This is a genomic window from Chryseobacterium suipulveris (assembly GCF_022811685.1).
Lineage (GTDB): Bacteria > Bacteroidota > Bacteroidia > Flavobacteriales > Weeksellaceae > Kaistella > Kaistella suipulveris.
The window spans coordinates 1,179,993-1,197,870 of record NZ_CP094532.1 but is presented as its reverse complement, the minus strand read 5'-3'; the positions used below and the strand labels follow the sequence as shown (position 1 = coordinate 1,197,870).

The following is a 17,878-nucleotide window of genomic DNA, read 5'->3' as shown; positions in this document are numbered from 1 at the left end:
ATGGAAATAATTATCAGAAAAGCAGAAGAAAAAGACAGCGAAAAAATTTGGACTTTAATGGAACAACTTGCTGTTTTTGAAAAATATATTGACAGTTTTGCCATTACGCCAGAAATTGTAAAAGAAAGTGGATTTCGCAAAATTCCGCCAGACTTTTATTGTATAGTAGCGGACGACAACGACAAAATTGCGGGAATGTTGCTTTATTATTTCTTGCCTTACACGGCTCAAAACCGACCAGCGATTTATATGAAAGAGCTTTATGTGGACGAAAATTATCGTGGACAGAAAATTGGCGAACAACTTATGAATGCTTTAAAAATTGAGGCAGAACAAAACAATTGCAATCAAATAAAATGGACAGATGCACCTTGGAACAAAGCAGGACAGAAATTCTATGAGCGTTTGGGAGCAACAGAAAATAATGAGTGGCTTAACTATGAATGGAAAATTTAGAAAATGGAAAACGTAGAAATATCACAAATTACGATAAGCGAAGTTCTGCAATTGCAAGAAATTGGCAGGCAGACTTTTTATGAAACATTTTCTGAAAGTAACACCGAAGAAAATATGAAAAACTATTTAGAAAATGGTTTTTCAATTGACAAAATAACCGCCGAATTAAATGACGAAAATGCCGAATTTTACTTCGCTAAAATTGAGAAAAAATTATTGGATATTTAAAGCTCAACTTTGGACAATCACAAACAGAATTAAAAGACGACAAAGCTATTGAAATTGAGAGAATTTATGTGCTTAAAGAATTTCACGGGAAAAAGGTAGGAAAAATTCTGTATGATAAAGCAATTGAAATTGCGAAACAAAAAAATGCGGACTACGTTTGGTTAGGAGTTTGGGAAGAAAATCCGAGAGCGATAAGTTTTTATAAGAAAAACGGATTTGTAGAGTTTGACAAGCATATTTTCAAACTTGGCGATGACGAACAAACGGACATTATGATGAAACTAAAACTAACAAACTGAAAAAAAAGGCAGCCTCTAACAAGGGTTTGCCAAAAGCGGGGCCGAAGTTCTTCGATTGAGCATTTTTGCAAGGTTCAACAGTAGTAATTCTATTGAACTTTTGTGCTAGAAATTCCCGCCTTCGGCAATACCCAAAACGTTGTGTGCAAGGCTAAAGACCTATTCATCCAAACTTTAGCAAACAATTTTTGAAATAAAAATTAATATGTTTGCCATACCAAAATGTTTTTTAATACAACAATATTATGGACATTACAAATTTGCCAGAACATTTATTTGAAAATAGCTACACGGAGACATTAGACCTACAAATTGCTAACTACGAAGTGTATAAACATGTTTCCAAAAATAAGATTAACCTAAACAAAAATGTATTCAGTTTTTTGTTGGACGGACAAAAGAACATTCACTTTTCAAATGACATCGTTTCGATAGATGATACACAATCCTTACTCCTTGCATCGGGAAATTTTTTAACAACAGAAATTGTTGGAGCAAATAGTTATAGTTGCCTACTCTTTTTCTTTTCTCAAAAAAACATTAATGATTTTTTATTGAAATATGGGCATTTTTTTAACCCAAATGACTTTAATAAAGCAGCTACTAGTAGTCCTTATTTCCTTATTGAAAAAGACAATTTCATTATCCATTTTATTAATTCTCTTCAACAAATTTATGGCTTGAATCAAACAATCTCTCAAAAGATTCTGGAATTGAAATTTGAAGAAATTATGCTTTATCTGGCTGATAAGTATGGGCCAATTTTTTTTGTTTATCTACATTCATTGTTAATCAATGAAAGAGAATTATCTTTTAAAATGGTCATTGAAAAAAATCTGTACACGAGTTTGAATATTGATGAGGTCGCTTTTCTATGCAATATGAGCCTGTCTACCTTTAAGCGAAAATTTATACAATTATATCAAGAGTCTCCAGGAAAATGGTTTCAACTAAAACGGCTCAACAAGGCCAAAAAAATATTGCTTAATAATGAAGCGACACCATCAGAAATCTATATGGACTTTGGTTATGACAGCTTATCAAATTTTAGCACAGCCTTTAAAAATGAATTTGGTTACAGTCCAAAAAACATTATGAAAAGTTGACCTTTTTTCATAAGTATTTGAACTAAATAAAAAAGCCTCACAGGCTTAGATGAGCTACATTTGTTAAAACAAAATTGGTTTAATTTAAAATTAAAAAGACATGAAAAAATTAGGATTATTAGTTCGACTAGAAGCAAAAGCAGGAAAAGAAAAAGATGTTGAAGAGTTTATTACAAGTGCATTGCCACTTGCTAATGAAGAAGCGGGTACTATTACGTGGTATGCGTTCCGTATAGACTCATCTACATTTGGCATTTTTGACACTTTTTCAGATGAAGAAGGCAGAGAAGCACATCTTGGTGGTAAGATTGCAAAGGCATTAATGGAAAATGCACCTGAATTGTTGGCTACTGCACCATCTATTGAGAAAATAGACGTTTTAGCGGCTAAATAAACATACCACAATTATTCTAAAATGGCAGCCTGTCAAAGTTCTTTATATGAATTTGTACAGGCTTCCTATGTTTAAAACAGCGTGGAAATAAATTAAGCTTAGACTGACGAAGAAGCCCAACACACAACATGGGTTTTGCAAAAGCGGGGTTGAAGTTCCCTTGCGGTGAAAGTTTTGTAATTTTTATCCGCAAAAAAACTTTTCGTTCCACATTTTTTCTGTAATTTAGTTCCACGAAAAAGTTTTTTGCTAAGTGTAGTCTAAGTTGAACATTTTCAACTTCTTAGTCCGCACTTCGCCAATACTTTTTCCGCTAGCAAACATTAAAAAAAGCAATAGCATAACCTTAAAAACATACACAAATGAAAAAGCACATTTTAATTACTTTAATTGCTGTATTAGCAACGACAATGACTGTTAATGCTCAATCTTTATTAGATGAAGGATTTGAATCAGGCAGTTTTAATCCATTAATTTCATTCGAGACCATTGGTTCGTTTTCATCAAGTCCAGGAATTGTTTCTAATACCAATTTTGGGAGTAGTAAGGCTTTTAGCTTTGGAAAATCTGTTTGTGCCGCTAGCTGTTTTAACAGCTACGTGACTACCCTTGTTATTAATTTTTCAGTGCCAACCCTTGTTGAAAATATTTCTTGGAAAGAAATGGAAATTGGTGGAAATTGGGGTTCGCAAGGTCAACTGTTACTTGATGATGGTCTTTATGCATCTGATGCACTTGGGGCATTACCTGTAAACAGCGGTGTTGCTGATGTTGTGCCTCGTCTGAAATCCTTTTCCATAAATCAAACAGTTACATCAATTAAGCTTCGAGTGAATGATATTACCTCAGCTAGCGAAATCATTTTAGATGATTTGCAAATTAATTACAGAACTGCAACTGTAGGTATTTTAGAAAGTACTTTTACCCATCACATTACTGTTTACCCGAACCCAACTGATGGAAATGTTACAATTAATTTACCTGAATCGTTGTCGGAATTTATAGCAAGTTTATATGATTTAAACGGAAAATTAATTCAACAATCAACCTACAAAAACACTAAAACTTTTGAACTGAATTTAAATGTTCAACCAGGCATTTATTTTTTGACAATTAATTCGGAAAATAAAAAGGCAACTATAAGACTAATAAGAAATTAACGTTTGCTAACATCATGTATTAACCATTGGGGAGGTAAGTGGTTATTTGATGTGTTCCGCCCCGCATCGGCTTTTGTGTCGGCAGACAGGGACGAAGCCCGCAATCCCCAACGTTTCATAGATGTAACCGTTAGCCGCAATTTTAAAGAAAATTATGTCCACAAAATTTGAGTTTTAAAAGAACCATTTGCTTCTGCGATAAAAAAATCACAAAAACATTTATCTGTGATTGGTTTCAAATTTATCCCCTGGAAGATTATATCAATAATGAATTAAAGACAAGTCATTACCCTTTTGTTTTAGAGTATAAAATCAGCACAGATGATATAAAAAGACTTTCTTATGAAGATTTATTAGAAGAAGGAGATGAATTACTCGAAGAAGATAATAAATTCTTTTCAGAAATGAATCATGAATATAATGTCATGGTTTATATTCTACGCCTTTTAAGTATCGTTACAAATTATCATTTTTTTTATACAATGTTTCAGAAGCAGGATGGTTTATGAATTTAGATGGTAAAAAAAATGAAGATTTCTCTTGCAAATATGGAAGTAAAATATACTATGATAATCGTTTGGAATATTTTGGTTTCATTTCGGAATTTACAAAAACTGACTATGAAAATATTAGACTAATAAAACATTCTAATTATTATCAATTTCCTGATATTGATAACGGAGAGAATGGAGAGTTAGAAATGAGTCAATTTAGTCTAGATTTTTTTAACAAGCTTGAAACCTTATCTAGTTTACAAAAGAAATATTTTGATTCAGCTGTTGTTCTAATTAACAATGGAATGAAAATACGCAATGAAATGAAAAGTTTAGCATTTTAGCTTTTATGTCTAGCATTGAAACTATGACGACTTTAGAAGCTAAGATTAATAAAGAAGAAATCGAATTTGAATGTAATTCTTGTAAATCTATTAAAAAATCAAATTATTCTTGTAGTAAATGTGGAATACCAATTTGGGGAATTAGTCAACAAATAAAGTTATATCTGGAAAAATATTTGTCAGATAGTGAAAAACTAAAAACCGCAATAAATAAGCTTTACAATTTTAGATCAAAGATTGCACATGCAGGAAGTTTATTAACTGGTGATATAAATTTTGAATGGGATGACAAAAAAACAAGAGAAGAACATTATGAAGTTCTCATTGCGGCTCTGCAATATAGTAAATGAGTTTAGTGAATTATGTCTTAATGAATAAATGAAAAAACTGCAGCCAACATAATATTTGCAAAAGGCGGGGTTGAATATTTAATAGAACTACCCGAATCCTTTAGCCGCGCCTGCTTTTCCACTCCACATTTTTTTTGTAATTTAGTTTCGTGGAAAAAGCATACCTCACTTTCATCCCTCCATAAACGAAAAAAAAATAAAGAATGATTAGAAATGGATGAACTGAAAGGACATATCAACAATACAACATCACCAAAGAGAAATTTTTGGACAATTACAAAGTGTATGGCGGATCGAAAAAGTATTTGAATTGCCAAGACCGACTTGAAAATCCGCCAGAGCTTGAACGCCAGCTAAAATCAAGAAAATCAAACCTCAGTCCAGAGATTGCGATAGATTTTGTCAAGACAATTTACGCTGTAAAACTATTCATCCGGTCACAAAAAACGTTATCTACATGAGACCAACCGGGAACCCACAAAAAACAAAAAAACCTGAACTTTTTGTCCAGGTTTTTAGCGGAGGAACAGGGATTCGAACCCCGGGACCTGTTACAGTCAACAGTTTTCAAGACTGCCGCAATCGACCACTCTGCCATTCCTCCAGAAAAATGATTTCTCATTTTCAGTGGTGCAAATATAAAACCCTTTTATATTCTGACCAAATTATTTTTCCAAAAAACCATTAAAACATTAATGCTCAAAGGAATATTTTAGTTTTTAACCATATTTAAACCCACATAAACCGCCAGTAAACCTACGAAAACGCTCAACAAAACATATACTAACAGTATTCCGTAACTCCCACTTTGCCATAGGGAAATATTTTCCGCCGAAAATGTAGAAAACGTGGTAAACCCTCCGCAGAAACCTGCAATCAAAAGAAATTTGAGTTCCGAATCATATTTCAGAAAGTAACCGCTGAATATTCCGATCAACAAACATCCAACCATATTAACCAAAAAAGTCGCCATCGGAAACGAACTGATGTTCCACAACTTCTGTGTATGGTTCGAGATCAGGAAACGCAAAACGCTTCCCAAACCACCGCCGATGAATATGTACAGAAGGTGTTTCAAGGTTTGAGGTTTCAAGTTTCAGGTTTCAGGTTTCAGGTTTACTCACCATCTTATTTATTATTTTTATTTGAGTTCGTGAATGCTTCGCATTTCAAGTTCCAGGAAAAAATTCAATCGAAGAAAATTCACTCTGAAAGAAATTCACCATTCACATTACCCAAGTTCCGCCAAATACTTTTCCGCATCCATTGCCGACATACAGCCGCTTCCTGCAGCAGTGATCGCCTGTCTGTAGATATGGTCCTGAACATCACCCGCAGCAAAAACGCCCGGCAAATTCGTTCTCGTAGAACCTGGAACTGTTTTGATGTAGCCATTTTCGTCAAGGTCGATCTGTCCCTGGAAAATATCGGTATTCGGTTTGTGTCCGATGGCGATAAAGATTCCGTGAACATCGATGGTCGAAACTTCCTGAGTAAGATTGTTGATGACTCTCGCTCTTTCTACCAAAGCGTTTTCGCCCTCGATGCCGATCAGCTCGTGGTTGAACTTCACCTCGATATTCGATGTATTGTTTACTCGGTGAATCATTGCCTTCGACGCGCGGAAGTGGTCTTTTCTAACGAGCATCGTTACTTTTCGGCAGAGTTTTGCGAGATAAGTTGCTTCTTCTGCTGCCGTATCTCCTGCTCCGACCACGATTACGTCTTTTCCTTTGTAGAAAAATCCGTCACACGTTGCACACGCGGAAACTCCTCCACCGCTGTATTTTTTCTCGTCATCCAAACCGAGGTATTTTGCAGTGGCACCGGTTGAAATGATCACCGACTTTGCAAGAATCTCTTTGTTTCCTGCCCAAAGTTTATGGATCCCACCTACTTCAGTGGAAAATTCTGCTTTCGTAATCATCTCGTAATGAACTTTGGTATCGAATCTTTCTGCCTGCTTCTGCAGATCCATCATCATTTGCGGACCTGTAATTCCATCGGGATATCCCGGGAAATTATCCACTTCTGTGGTGGTGGTCAATTGTCCGCCGGGTTCAAGTCCGGTGTAGAGTTCGGGTTTCAGGTCGGCTCTTGCCGCATAAATCGCCGCAGTGAATCCGGAAGGTCCGGAACCGATGATGACGCAATCTAAAATATTTTGTTCCATTTAAATAGGTTGAGGTTAAAGTTTCAAAAATCGGGAATTTTATCGGGGTTTGGAATTTATTTGTGATGAATTTTGTCAATGATTCCCTTTTGTGGTTTGGTGACGATCATTACGGCCCGGCTTGAGTGGAGCTCTTTTTCTTCAGCAAGGGAAATGCTTTGGCTAGAAAAAAGCGGGAACGGAAGACGGAAAAAGCCGCCCAAAAAAATCATAGCTTCACCTTTATTTTGTCCACATTCAGGATTTTGTACACCATTTCTTTCAGGAGCTCGCTTTCGTCCATGTTTACCGCGCCCAAACCTTTGTTTTTCAAATCGATTTCGCGAAGGATGGAGATGATTCGGGTGGTGCTTTTCAGGTTGTAATTTCTCGACGCCTCGGCAAAATCTTTTACAAAGTACGGATTGATGCCCATTGCTGAAGCTACTGTCTGCGGATTCTGACCGATCATCGTGTGGTAAACTACGAGGTTCGAAAAAAAGTTGTACAAGTTGCCCACGATCAGCACAAACGGGTTCTGTTTCGGGGTTTTGCCAATGTAGTAAGCAATCCTAAACGCCGCGGCTTCGTCTTTTTTCCCTAAAGCTTTAATAAGTTCGAAGACATTGAAATCCTTGCTGATCCCGATATTGGCTTCTATCACTTTCTCGTCGAGAATATCGCTGTCTTTGAGGATCATCTTTAGCTTGCCCAACTCGTTGGAAATTCTCGAAAGATCCGTTCCCAAATATTCTGAAAGCAGCGCTGGAATGTAGGGTTTCGCGCTTAATCCCAGATTTTTAATTTCGGAATCGATCCATGTCGGGACTTCGTAATCCTTCATTTTGTCGCTCAGAAACAGCATCTTATTTTTGGTCAATGTTTTGGCGAATGCTTTCCTTGCATCGACTTTTTTGTATTTGTGGGCGATGACGAGCAATGTGGATTCCACAGGATTTTCCGCGTACACTTTCAGTGCTTCTGCTTCTTTTTCGGTCATTTTTATTTCCTGCGCTTCTTTTAGGATAATGACCTGTTTGTCGCCCATCATCGGGAATTGGCGTGCCAAAGCGAGCACTTCCGCATAAGTGGTGTCTTTCCCGTAAACCACGGTTTGGTTGAACGCTTTCTCGTCTTCCTCCAAAACGTCGTTTTCAAAGGACTTTACCGCCACATCCATAAAGTACGGTTCTTCGCCATGGAAAAAATAAATCGGCAATAACTCTTTATTTTTAATATTTTTGAGGATTAAATCTAATTCTTTCATAAATGCAGCTGCCGAAACTTAACTTTGAGGATGGTTTTGACTTTAAAATCAGGACAGACAAAGATAAGTTTTTTATTTATGATTTGGTGCGCAAAACGTGGCTGCTCCTGACTCCCGAAGAATGGGTGAGACAGCATTGGATCCACTATTATCACTATAAAAAGGAGAGAAATCTGTCGTCATTAATTCTTGAAAAAAAAATCGAGTTGAGCGGAACCACGAAGAGAATCGACCTGCTCGTGACCGAAAAAACGCTGCCGAAAATTTTGGTGGAATGCAAAGCTCCGCACATCAAACTCACGGAAAAGACTTTTGAGCAAACCGCTCGCTACAACTCGATTGTCGGTGCCAAAGAAATTATTTTGAGCAACGGAATGCAGCATATTAACGCAGTGTTCACAGAAAACGGTTATGAATTCCGTAGATTTGAGTTTTAGAATTTTTTTGTAATGATTAAGAATATCGTTTTCGATTTTGGCGGCGTGGTGATGGATTGGAACCCGCGCTATTTTTTTAGAAGCTATTTTAATGACGACGAAAAGATGGAGTATTTCCTGAAAAATATCGCGACCGACGAATGGAACGCCGAGCAGGACCGAGGAAGAACTTTGCGGGAAGGTACAGAAATCCTTGTTGAAAAACATCCTGAATGGGAAAAAGAAATCAGGGCTTATTATGACAATTGGACCACGATGCTGCGTTCCGACATCCCTGAAAATGTGGCGGTTCTAAGAAAACTGGAACATACCGATTATCGACTTTTTGGTTTGACGAACTGGTCGGCTGAAACTTTTCCGTACGCTCTGGCAAACTATGATTTCTTCCAGATTTTTGAGGGAAAAATTGTCGTATCAGGAACCGAGAAACTCATCAAACCCGATCCTGAAATTTGGAAAATTCTGACCGAAAGATACCAAATCAAACCTGAGGAAACAGTCTTTATCGACGACAATGCAAAGAACATCGAGGTTGCCAAAAAGTTGGGATTCATCACGGTTCACATAACCGAAAACGCTGATTTAGAAAAGCAGCTTCATGAGCTCGGCATTCTATTTTGAAAACCGGGGTGTAATTTTTGATGTGAATAATTGATGAAGTTAAGGCATCTGAGAACTGGACTTCAAATTAATTTGATCTTGGAAATTTTCTTTACCCCAACCCTAAAGGGAGGAAAATTTCCTGCAAAATAAACCTAGATAAGCTCTCATTTCCTAATGATTTTTTCGTGATTATTGTAGCAATCACCTAAAATTTCATCATTATGGACAAAAAGTTTAAAGTCGGCGACCAAGTAAAGTGGAATTCTGAAGCCGGCATCGTTTCCGGGAAAATCATTAAAGTTCATACCAAGGATTTCGATTACAAAGGTTACACCCATCACGCGAGTGCAGATGATCCGCAATACGAAATCAAAAGCGACAAAACCGACCACATCGCGTCACACAAAGGAAAAGCGTTGACGAAAATCAGTTAGCTTCCTTCCTCCCGATTCACCAGCTCTATCGAAAATGCCGGAAGACAAATCGCGATATATTCACATTCTTCCGAAAACGGATTGCTGTAGCGGATTCTCGATCCCTTTTCTATCAGGATGCTTTGACCTTTTTCCAGAATAATTGTTTCACCATCGATTTCGAACTGCTTTTTTCCGCGGATGATGTAGGTGAATTCGTCAAATTCCGGAGTTTGGTGTGGCTCGCTCCAATTCGGCGGTGCAACCATGTGTGCAATGGAAATGTTGGAGTTTCCAGTAGAGTTGCCCCAGATTTCTTCGATAAGTTTCCCATCGGTAGTGGGAACGACGAACGGCGACTTTTGGATTCTGTATTTTTTCATGACTCAAAATTAAAGAAAAACGGCAGGAAAATTCCCGCCGTCGTTATTTTTCTTTTTTGGGTTCCTCTTTCGGAACTTCTTTCTTTTTCCTGCCTGTATTAATGAGGTTTTCGTGAAGTAGAAATTCGATCTGTCCATTCACTGAGCGGAACTCATCACTTGCCCACTTCTCAAGGAGTTTGTAGGTCGATTCGTCAATTCGTAAAACAAAACTTTTCTTTGCCAAGATTTTTTAATTGAAAAATTAATAATTTCAGATCTCAGACATTATTAATTGTTAATTATTAATTATAAAGCGTTCCCGTGTTCAAAATCGGTTGCGCTGCTTTTTCGCCGCAAAGGACCACCATTAAGTTCGAAACCATTGCCGCCTTTCTTTCATCGTCGAGCTCCACGATATTTTCTTCGGAAAGTTTCTTCAAAGCGAGATCCACCATTCCAACCGCGCCTTCCACGATTTTGATTCTTGCCGCAACAATCGCCGTTGCCTGTTGTCTTTGAAGCATCGCTCCCGCAATTTCCGAAGCATAGGCAAGATGCGAAATCCTCGCTTCCTGAATGACGATTCCTGCTTTGTCGAGACGTTCGGTGAGTTCGTTTTCCAGGATTTGGTTGATTTTCTCGCCACCTTCACGCAACGTAATCGGCGCATGATCATCTTCCAAATTGTCGTAAGGAAAACTCATCGCCAAATGACGTACCGCCGCTTCACTCTGCATTTTCACGAAGTCGATATAACGCTCCACGTCAAATGCCGCTTTGTAGGTATCGCCTACTTTCCAAACGATTACAACACCGATTTCGATGGGGTTTCCCATTTTGTCGTTTACCTTAAGCGTCTGTCCCTGCAAGTTTTCAGAACGCAAAGAAATCTTTTGGGATGAATAAAGTGGATTGATGAAGAACAGACCATTCTCTTTCACAGAACCGACATATTTCCCAAAAAACGTAAGAACACGCGAATGATTGGGGTTAATGATCATTAAACCTTTGATAAAAAATGCAAAAGCAATGAAACATAAAATGCCCAAAATGACGAAGGTCACATTCTGATCAACCCCATTGATAAAGAAGAAAAGCCCCGCTGCAAAAAGAAGCAGGCAAATTACTAAGGCGAGATATCCCGACATCGGTTTCAAGATTTTTTCCATGATTTTAATTCTTGGTTTGATATTATTTTGATATCATAAAGATATAACAAAATTTTGTATATCCAATATTTTTTGACAAAAAAAAGTTCCTAAAAAAGGAACTTCTGCAATTTAATCTCGATGCTCTCCAAAAGTCAAAAGATTGTAATCAGGATCGAGGATTGAGAATTCCCTAATTCCCCATGGTTTCATTTCTAATTTTCCGTTGCGATGAATCTCAATTTTACTCTCAGTAAAATTTTTATAAAGTCCATCAATATCTCCTGTTCTGATGTAAACCATTCCGTAATTTTCATTAGGATTAAGATTTTCGAAAAGGAAAAAATGAATTTCGATGTCGTCTTTTTTTAACATCAGATATTCTTCATAGTCCACTACCCCACAATTTTCAAAACCAATTTTGAAATAGAAATCTTTTGTATTCGAAAGATTACGCATGGGTAATTTCGGATGAATTTTTGTAAGCATTTTTTCTATTTTGAAAATTTAGGACTTAAAAGGTGTAGCTAATCTCAAAGCTACAAAAAAATCCTCTCAACATAAGAACGGAGAGGATTTCTATAATAATGATTTGACTGTTTCTAAAACTGCATTTCGGGAATATCACCTTCCACGATGAGGTTGGCTTCGGTTGCCTTTACAATGTCTTCCACAGAAACTCCCGGTGCTCTTTCCAAAAGTTTGAGTCCGTTCTCCGTAACCTCCATCACTGCGAGATCAGAAACGATTTTCTTTACACATTTAACGCCCGTCAAAGGAAGTGTGCAGCTTTTCAGAACTTTGCTTTCCCCTGCTTTGTTGGTGTGCATCATAGCGACGATGATATTCTGAGCAGATGCCACCAAATCCATCGCGCCTCCCATTCCTTTCACCATTTTGCCGGGAATCTTCCAGCTTGCGATGTCGCCGTCTTCGGAAACCTCCATCGCTCCGAGAATAGTGAGGTCCACTTTCTGACTTCTGATCATCCCGAAACTGAATGCAGAATCGAAAAACGAAGCTCCGGGAAGCGAAGTGATCGTCTGTTTTCCGGCATTGATCAAGTCGGGATCTTCCTCGCCTTCATACGGAAAAGGCCCCATTCCGAGGATTCCGTTTTCACTTTGGAAATCTACGGAGAACGTTTCGGGAACGTAGTTTGCGACCAAAGTCGGGATTCCGATTCCGAGGTTTACATAGTAACCGTCTTTTACTTCTTTTGATATGCGCTGTGCGATTTGCTCTTTTGTTAACATCTTTTCATTCACCACAAAAGGAACAAAAGTTTCCTCGTGGATTTCTTAAGTTTTACAAATAATTATTGACTAAGGACACAAAACGAAAATCAAGTATTTTCTTTTTTCCTAGTGGTCACCCGTTCGATCCTTTTCTCATATTTTTCGCCTTGAAAAATTCGCTGGACCATAATTCCGGGAATGTGGATTTCATTGGGATCGAGTTCTCCCGGCTCTACAAGTTCCTCCACTTCGGCAATGGTGATTTTTGCTGCACCCGCCATCGGAAGGTTGAAGTTTCTTGCAGTTCCTTTGAAGATTAGATTTCCCGTATGATCGCCTTTCCAAGCTTTCACGATGGAGAAATCTGCTTCATAAGCGTGTTCCAAAATATGCATTTTTCCGTGGAATTCGCGTGCTACTTTACCTTCGGCAACTTCGGTTCCATAACCGGTCGGTGTATAAAAAGCAGGAATTCCGTGTTGTGCAGCTCTACATTTTTCTGCCAAAGTTCCTTGCGGAGTAAGCTCCACATCGAGTTCGCCGGAAAGCATCTGTCTTTCAAATTCTGCATTTTCGCCAACATAGGAAGCGATCATTTTCTTGATCTGCCTTTTCTGAAGAAGCAGTCCCAATCCGAAATCGTCAACTCCCGCGTTGTTGGAAATGCAGGTTAAATCCGTCAAATCGCTTTTCGCCATCTCGTTGATGCAGTTTTCGGGAATTCCGCACAAACCGAAACCGCCCAACATCACGGTCATTCCGTTTTCGATTCCTGCGATGGCTTCCTGAGCATTTTTTACTCTTTTGTCAATCATATTTTACTTTTTTATTGCGCAGTCCATGCTCCATCCAATGTAAAGGTGGTTCCTGTGACACTGGTTGCATTTTCTGCAGATAAAAATACTACAATTTCTCCTAATTTCTCTACAGGCACGAAACTTTTTACTGCCTGCTTCTTTAGCATTACCTTTTCCACTGCCTCATTTTCACTCATTCCATCGGCTTTTGCCTGGTCTTTAATCTGTCCTTCTACCAACGGAGTTTTTACATATCCCGGACAAACTGCGTTGCAGGTAACATTGTAAGGAGCTCCTTCCAAAGCCAAAACTTTGGTAAGTCCCACCACTCCATGCTTGGCGGTGACATAAGCCGATTTGAATTCTGACGCTCGCAACCCGTGAACGGAAGAAATATTGATGATTCTACCGAACCTCTGCTCCTTCATCTGCCGGAAAACAGCGCGGGACGCATAAAACACGGAGTTTATGTTCAGTGCGATAATCTGCTCATATTTTTCTAATGGAAAATCTTCTACCGGAGAAACATACTGGATTCCGGCATTATTGACCCAAATATCAATCCGCCCAAACTCCCTGTAAGCAAAATCGATAAGGTCCTGGCCTCCTTCCGCAGTCATCAGATTTGAGTTACGGAAAGCTGTTTTCATCCCGTACTTTTTACCTATATTTTCGGCAATCTCCGATCCGTTTTCTTCCAGTCCGTTAAAGATGATGTGGTCTCCATTTTTGGCAAATGCTTCGGCAATTCCCAATCCTAATTCCACTGGTACTACCGGTAATTACTACATTTCTAAAATATTGTTAATGAAATATTTGCAGAATCAGAAAAATATCATATTTTTGCAGTCCGTTAACCAACCTCTGACGAAGGACGTGAATGTTGCTTAGCTTCACCAATTTTTATTAATAATAATGGATTTATTAAAGTACGTACAAGACAAGTACATTGCTAAAAAGGAATTCCCAGAATTCAAAGCCGGTGACACCATCACTGTGTATTACGAGATTAAAGAAGGTCAGAAAACAAGAACCCAGTTCTTCAAAGGAGTTGTGATCCAGTTGAGAGGAACAGGTGCTACCAAAACTTTCACCATCAGAAAAATGAGCGGTGATGTGGGTGTAGAGAGAGTTTTCCCGATCAACATGCCTGCTCTTCAGAAAATCGAGGTTGACAGAAGAGGTAAGGTAAGAAGAGCGAGAATCTACTATTTCAGAAACCTTAGAGGTAAAAAGGCGAGAATCAAAGACGCTTCTTACAAATAAAAATTCAGACAACAACAATAGAGAAACCCATCAGATTTTTTTGGTGGGTTTTTCATTGCTGCAAAGCGGCGATACATTCTTCCCTAATTTCCCAGAACTCTTCGAGCGAATAAGGAATCTGCGGATTTTGATTGAGGTATTTCTTGAGATATTCTTTATGAAAATCAACTTTAAATCCGCTGATTTGATTGGGCTGAATCTCGATCTCTTCCATTAGATCACTGATGAAATTCTCGGGACTGGAATTCTTTTTTGTAAAGTCTAAAACCCTGTTTTTGCAACGAAGGTAATTGTGTGCTTCCGGAATTTCAGTTAAGCGATATTTTTCCAAGACTGCGAAAATTTTTGGGGTGTTGAGCACATTCATCTTAAAGATTCCGAGCATCAGTTTTACCTCTGCGATTCCATTTTCATCAGCGAGCAGTTTCAATAAAGCATGTTTCGTGCTGCAAGTTCCTCCACCATCATTAATTACGCAAAGGTCGTCCTCTTTATTTCCATTTCGTTTGTAGGGAAGATTCTGCACAAAAGCGCCCGCTTCCTGAAAACAGGAAATACCATTTTCTATAAAGTATTTGGAGATCCTCCCCGACTTCCGAATTTCAAAATCTAAAACCATAAAAAAAGCCGTCCCGAAAAATCAGGACGACCATAAAATTATGAATTAAAAATTATTTTTTAATCATAAGTTTGGAAGAATAGTTCACGCCTAAGCCGGAAACTTTCACCACAAAAACTCCATTTGTTAGAGTTTGAGTGTTAACTGCTGCATCAGCTGACATTCTTTGGCTTGAAACCACTTTTCCTGAAGCATCGAAAATCTCAACCAAAACCTTTCCTGCAATTGCTTTTCCAGATTTGATGAAGAACTCGTTCTTAGCTGGATTCGGATAAATGCTTAGCGCATCCTTAACTCCGGCTTCGTTGGTTGCCATCAGACAGTCTGCAGGAACATTGAAATCTTCAACCTGATCGTTGATGTTGGTTTTTGAACCAGAAGCTGCGTTTACACCCAATCCTCTTTTCGCAAATACATTCCAGATCATACATTTGTCCGCACCTCCTGTTGCTGCTTGCTCTGCCGCAATAATTGCGTTTCTTCCTTCGATAAATCCAGGATTACATCCCTGAAGTCCTAAAGCGTTATACACCAATTGAAGCACTCTTGTACTTCCGTTGGTATTGTTTGCCATCACGTCCGATGAATATCCGTATTTCTCAACATACTTCCAGTGCAGATCCCACAGCATTGTAGCCCATACAAATCCAATTGAGTGCACATTGGTTGTCAATACTCCTGACGCATTGGTATATTCCATACCGTTTGTCTTACCATAAGTAAAGTTATTGACAGCAAAGTCAGGAGAATAAGGAGCAGGTCGAATTCCGCCACCGTTGATAGGTTCTGTTACTGCATAAGTCCCGATTCCTCTTGGGACGGAAGCGTTGTCTCCCGGTTGGTTGGTAAGCATTAATGCAAAGAAATCAGACCAACCTTCGCCCATCTGCTCTTTGTTAATGCTAGTGTTTAAACATCCTGAACCGGTTCCTGTTCTTCTATTGGAAATCCCGTGTCCATATTCATGGATAATAATTCCGTTGTCGAAGCTTCCGTCTCTTGTTGGTTGAGTAGCTGGATCGTATTTCAAGGTAATGTTAACATTTGTTCCACCGTCCAGCAATCCTTTCATATAAACGCCTTCAGGATTTTCGATCAACACAGATGGAATTGTTATATTCGGGTTTGTTCCCGCCATTCCACCAGTTGGAGCAGAATCTGGTAAGCTATAAATAATTGCTGCAACTGCACCTGCATCTTGCACTGCCTGAACTTTTGCTTGGAATTCGCAAGTACCTCTTTCAATGAGTCCTATCTTGCCGGTTAATGATCCAGCTGGAAGCGGAGTACATGCGTCTAATACAGGTGAAACCTTAACATCGGCCGTTACTCCTGTTACAGTAAGAGCAGGACCGAAAGTGGTAGAAATAACGTTAGGCACTAATCTACCCACGGCTTCAGATGGAGCGTTGTAAAAAACTCTTTGAATAACATCTGGATCCCAAAGATACATCTGCATTCTTCCTCTACCTCCGTCACTCGGTGTACTGAAGTTAGCATTATTGGTTCCACCTCCGTCTTGAGATTCAGCCATAACGTAGTCGTTTTGAGCTCCTCCTTTTCCATAATTCCACGCCTGGAAATTTCTTGAAACTTCATTAAATCCTAAACGGTAGAAAATATCGTGAATTTTGTTGTTGGCATAAAACAGATTGGTTGTGGCCGCATTAAGGTTTCCGGTAGTGTCATTAACTATAAACGGGAAATCGAAAACTCTGTTTGCCCCACCTTCCGCATAGGATCCCGGTGCATTTGCATTTGCGCGGTCATCATACGCCATTACGTTGTTTCCACGCGTGGTGGTGTGGGTTCCCAAGTATGTCCCGCCCAAAATACTGTGCCATCCGTCGGGTGACGCGTCGGTAAACCATGGATTGGCCAACATTACTCTCGAACCGTGGTTAGGACTTTCTAAAGGAAAAGGGAATACGCGATAGGAAGCATCAAGCGGCGCTAAAGCAGCAACAGTTGAATTTGAAAACGAATCATCATTCGCATCATTTACAAAATGACCCAAGAGTTCGTCAGCAATGTGCTCAGAATGGTCTCTTCCGAAAGCACCGTGCTCAAAAGTACAGGAAAGTGTAAGGTTCTGCTTACTCAGAATCTCGCCGGTTACAGCATCTGCCAATACCTCCCAATAGTTTGAAGTTCCTTTTTCTTCAAATTCGTATTGATGGCATAAACGAAGATTATTATTGCTATCGACAAAATAAGTCAGTCTGGTTTTGGCAAATGCATGGTCTTTATCTGCCTCACCGAAGTTGAGCAGCTCATAATTAGCTGCGTTTTTCAATCCCATAGCTTGTGCTACCGTCGCAAAAATTGCCTGATTTGATTTTGCAGTCGAAGGCAACGAAGCCGAAGTGAAATCCTTAGTAAAATTTTCGTTGATATAGTTTACCTGTGAGTTTCTCACCAAAGCTGTTCCCACGGAATTGTATACAGGGATTCCTTTATAATGTTGCTGAAACATCACCACCTCCGAATTCATCGATTTCGAAAAATCGTGGTTGGTGACTTCGAAATTGCTGAGTTCTGGTTTAGCAAAAGTGTTCTTAGCCGACATATGGCTCTGAATGATGGACTTAAAATCCTGCGCCTGTAAATTCCCGAAAGAAAATGCAAGAAAAAGCGCCGCAATTTTCAAGGGTAAATTTCTATTTTTCATATATATTGATTATTCGGTGCCGAATATATAAAAAATATTTGATGTTCATAAATATTTAACATAAAAAAACG

At 38.8% G+C, this 17,878-nt stretch carries 23 protein-coding genes, 1 tRNA gene and 1 pseudogene; 12 read left to right on the top strand and 13 right to left on the bottom strand.

What is annotated here, in order from left to right:
- From MTP09_RS05645 to MTP09_RS05610, 8 genes and pseudogenes are all read left to right on the top strand, one after another.
- The gene (locus MTP09_RS05645; RefSeq protein ID WP_243551063.1) at positions 1–456 is read left to right on the top strand and encodes a GNAT family N-acetyltransferase; all 456 of its coding nucleotides are present in this window, start codon (positions 1–3) and stop codon (positions 454–456) included.
- A 3-nt stretch (positions 457–459) separates the two neighbouring features.
- Positions 460–983 (top strand): annotated as a pseudogene (locus MTP09_RS05640) (GNAT family N-acetyltransferase).
- Between the two features lie 245 nt (positions 984–1,228).
- A complete protein-coding gene (locus MTP09_RS05635; RefSeq protein WP_243551062.1) occupies positions 1,229–2,089 on the top strand; it encodes a helix-turn-helix domain-containing protein in 861 nt (286 codons plus the stop codon).
- Positions 2,090–2,189: 100 nt separating this feature from the next.
- A complete protein-coding gene (locus MTP09_RS05630; RefSeq protein WP_243551061.1) occupies positions 2,190–2,483 on the top strand; it encodes a putative quinol monooxygenase in 294 nt (97 codons plus the stop codon).
- 362 nt (positions 2,484–2,845) lie between these two features.
- Entirely contained in the window at positions 2,846–3,643 is a 798-nt protein-coding gene (locus tag MTP09_RS05625) for a T9SS type A sorting domain-containing protein (protein WP_243551060.1), read from the top strand.
- Between the two features lie 167 nt (positions 3,644–3,810).
- Complete coding sequence (locus MTP09_RS05620) at positions 3,811–4,152, top strand: hypothetical protein (protein WP_243551059.1); 342 nt, start codon at positions 3,811–3,813, stop codon at positions 4,150–4,152.
- Complete coding sequence (locus MTP09_RS05615) at positions 4,149–4,481, top strand: hypothetical protein (protein WP_243551058.1); 333 nt, start codon at positions 4,149–4,151, stop codon at positions 4,479–4,481. Before MTP09_RS05620 ends, MTP09_RS05615 begins: the two co-directional genes overlap by 4 nt.
- Positions 4,482–4,504: 23 nt before the next feature.
- Positions 4,505–4,831: a HEPN domain-containing protein gene (locus MTP09_RS05610; RefSeq protein WP_243551057.1), complete on the top strand. Its 327-nt coding sequence runs from the start codon at positions 4,505–4,507 to the stop codon at positions 4,829–4,831.
- 519 nt (positions 4,832–5,350) lie between these two features.
- Here the strand turns inward: MTP09_RS05610 and MTP09_RS05605 are convergent.
- From MTP09_RS05605 to holA, 4 genes are all read right to left on the bottom strand, one after another.
- Positions 5,351–5,435: transfer RNA gene (locus MTP09_RS05605), tRNA-Ser, on the bottom strand.
- 108 nt (positions 5,436–5,543) lie between these two features.
- Entirely contained in the window at positions 5,544–5,909 is a 366-nt protein-coding gene (gene crcB, locus MTP09_RS05600; protein WP_243551056.1) for a fluoride efflux transporter CrcB, read from the bottom strand.
- Between the two features lie 153 nt (positions 5,910–6,062).
- Positions 6,063–7,004: a thioredoxin-disulfide reductase gene (trxB, locus tag MTP09_RS05595; RefSeq protein ID WP_243551055.1), complete on the bottom strand. Its 942-nt coding sequence runs from the start codon at positions 7,002–7,004 to the stop codon at positions 6,063–6,065.
- A 208-nt stretch (positions 7,005–7,212) separates the two neighbouring features.
- A complete protein-coding gene (gene holA, locus MTP09_RS05590) occupies positions 7,213–8,250 on the bottom strand; it encodes a DNA polymerase III subunit delta (RefSeq protein WP_243551054.1) in 1,038 nt (345 codons plus the stop codon).
- A 2-nt stretch (positions 8,251–8,252) separates the two neighbouring features.
- Between holA and MTP09_RS05585 the strand changes: the two genes are divergently transcribed.
- From MTP09_RS05585 to MTP09_RS05575, 3 genes are all read left to right on the top strand, one after another.
- Positions 8,253–8,687 (top strand): type I restriction enzyme HsdR N-terminal domain-containing protein, encoded by a 435-nt coding sequence (locus MTP09_RS05585; RefSeq protein WP_243551053.1) that lies wholly within the window; start codon positions 8,253–8,255, stop codon positions 8,685–8,687.
- Between the two features lie 12 nt (positions 8,688–8,699).
- The gene (locus MTP09_RS05580) at positions 8,700–9,308 is read left to right on the top strand and encodes an HAD family hydrolase (protein ID WP_243551052.1); all 609 of its coding nucleotides are present in this window, start codon (positions 8,700–8,702) and stop codon (positions 9,306–9,308) included.
- Positions 9,309–9,511: 203 nt separating this feature from the next.
- Positions 9,512–9,724 (top strand): hypervirulence associated TUDOR domain-containing protein, encoded by a 213-nt coding sequence (locus MTP09_RS05575; RefSeq protein ID WP_243551051.1) that lies wholly within the window; start codon positions 9,512–9,514, stop codon positions 9,722–9,724.
- On the opposite strand, the gene MTP09_RS05570 is transcribed toward MTP09_RS05575, so the two are convergent.
- The 7 genes from MTP09_RS05570 to MTP09_RS05540 form a co-directional block, all read right to left on the bottom strand.
- Positions 9,721–10,086, bottom strand: coding sequence for a cupin domain-containing protein (locus MTP09_RS05570; RefSeq protein WP_243551050.1), 366 nt, complete (start codon positions 10,084–10,086; stop codon positions 9,721–9,723). The genes MTP09_RS05575 and MTP09_RS05570 overlap by 4 nt on opposite strands.
- A 43-nt stretch (positions 10,087–10,129) precedes the next feature.
- Positions 10,130–10,315: an Arc family DNA binding domain-containing protein gene (locus MTP09_RS05565; RefSeq protein WP_243551600.1), complete on the bottom strand. Its 186-nt coding sequence runs from the start codon at positions 10,313–10,315 to the stop codon at positions 10,130–10,132.
- A 55-nt stretch (positions 10,316–10,370) separates the two neighbouring features.
- The gene (locus MTP09_RS05560; RefSeq protein ID WP_243551049.1) at positions 10,371–11,237 is read right to left on the bottom strand and encodes an SPFH domain-containing protein; all 867 of its coding nucleotides are present in this window, start codon (positions 11,235–11,237) and stop codon (positions 10,371–10,373) included.
- A 111-nt stretch (positions 11,238–11,348) separates the two neighbouring features.
- Positions 11,349–11,705, bottom strand: a complete 357-nt coding sequence (locus MTP09_RS05555; protein ID WP_243551048.1) for a bleomycin resistance protein — start codon at positions 11,703–11,705, stop codon at positions 11,349–11,351.
- 113 nt (positions 11,706–11,818) lie between these two features.
- Positions 11,819–12,472 carry a CoA transferase subunit B gene (locus tag MTP09_RS05550; RefSeq protein ID WP_243551047.1) on the bottom strand — a complete coding sequence of 218 codons (654 nt, stop codon included), beginning with the start codon at positions 12,470–12,472 and terminating at the stop codon, positions 11,819–11,821.
- Between the two features lie 89 nt (positions 12,473–12,561).
- The gene (locus MTP09_RS05545) at positions 12,562–13,269 is read right to left on the bottom strand and encodes a CoA transferase subunit A (RefSeq protein ID WP_243551046.1); all 708 of its coding nucleotides are present in this window, start codon (positions 13,267–13,269) and stop codon (positions 12,562–12,564) included.
- 11 nt (positions 13,270–13,280) lie between these two features.
- On the bottom strand, positions 13,281–14,018 hold the full coding sequence (locus MTP09_RS05540; protein WP_243551045.1) for a 3-hydroxybutyrate dehydrogenase: 738 nt from the start codon (positions 14,016–14,018) through the stop codon (positions 13,281–13,283).
- A 148-nt stretch (positions 14,019–14,166) separates the two neighbouring features.
- On the opposite strand from MTP09_RS05540, the gene rplS reads away from it, so the two are divergent.
- Positions 14,167–14,517, top strand: coding sequence for a 50S ribosomal protein L19 (rplS, locus tag MTP09_RS05535; protein WP_243551044.1), 351 nt, complete (start codon positions 14,167–14,169; stop codon positions 14,515–14,517).
- 52 nt (positions 14,518–14,569) lie between these two features.
- Here rplS and MTP09_RS05530 read toward each other — a convergent pair whose 3' ends face one another.
- Together MTP09_RS05530 and MTP09_RS05525 are read right to left on the bottom strand one after the other, a co-directional pair.
- The gene (locus MTP09_RS05530) at positions 14,570–15,136 is read right to left on the bottom strand and encodes a hypothetical protein (protein WP_243551043.1); all 567 of its coding nucleotides are present in this window, start codon (positions 15,134–15,136) and stop codon (positions 14,570–14,572) included.
- A gap of 52 nt (positions 15,137–15,188) precedes the next feature.
- Positions 15,189–17,807 carry a T9SS-dependent M36 family metallopeptidase gene (locus MTP09_RS05525; protein WP_243551042.1) on the bottom strand — a complete coding sequence of 873 codons (2,619 nt, stop codon included), beginning with the start codon at positions 17,805–17,807 and terminating at the stop codon, positions 15,189–15,191.
- Positions 17,808–17,878: the final 71 nt, after the last annotated feature.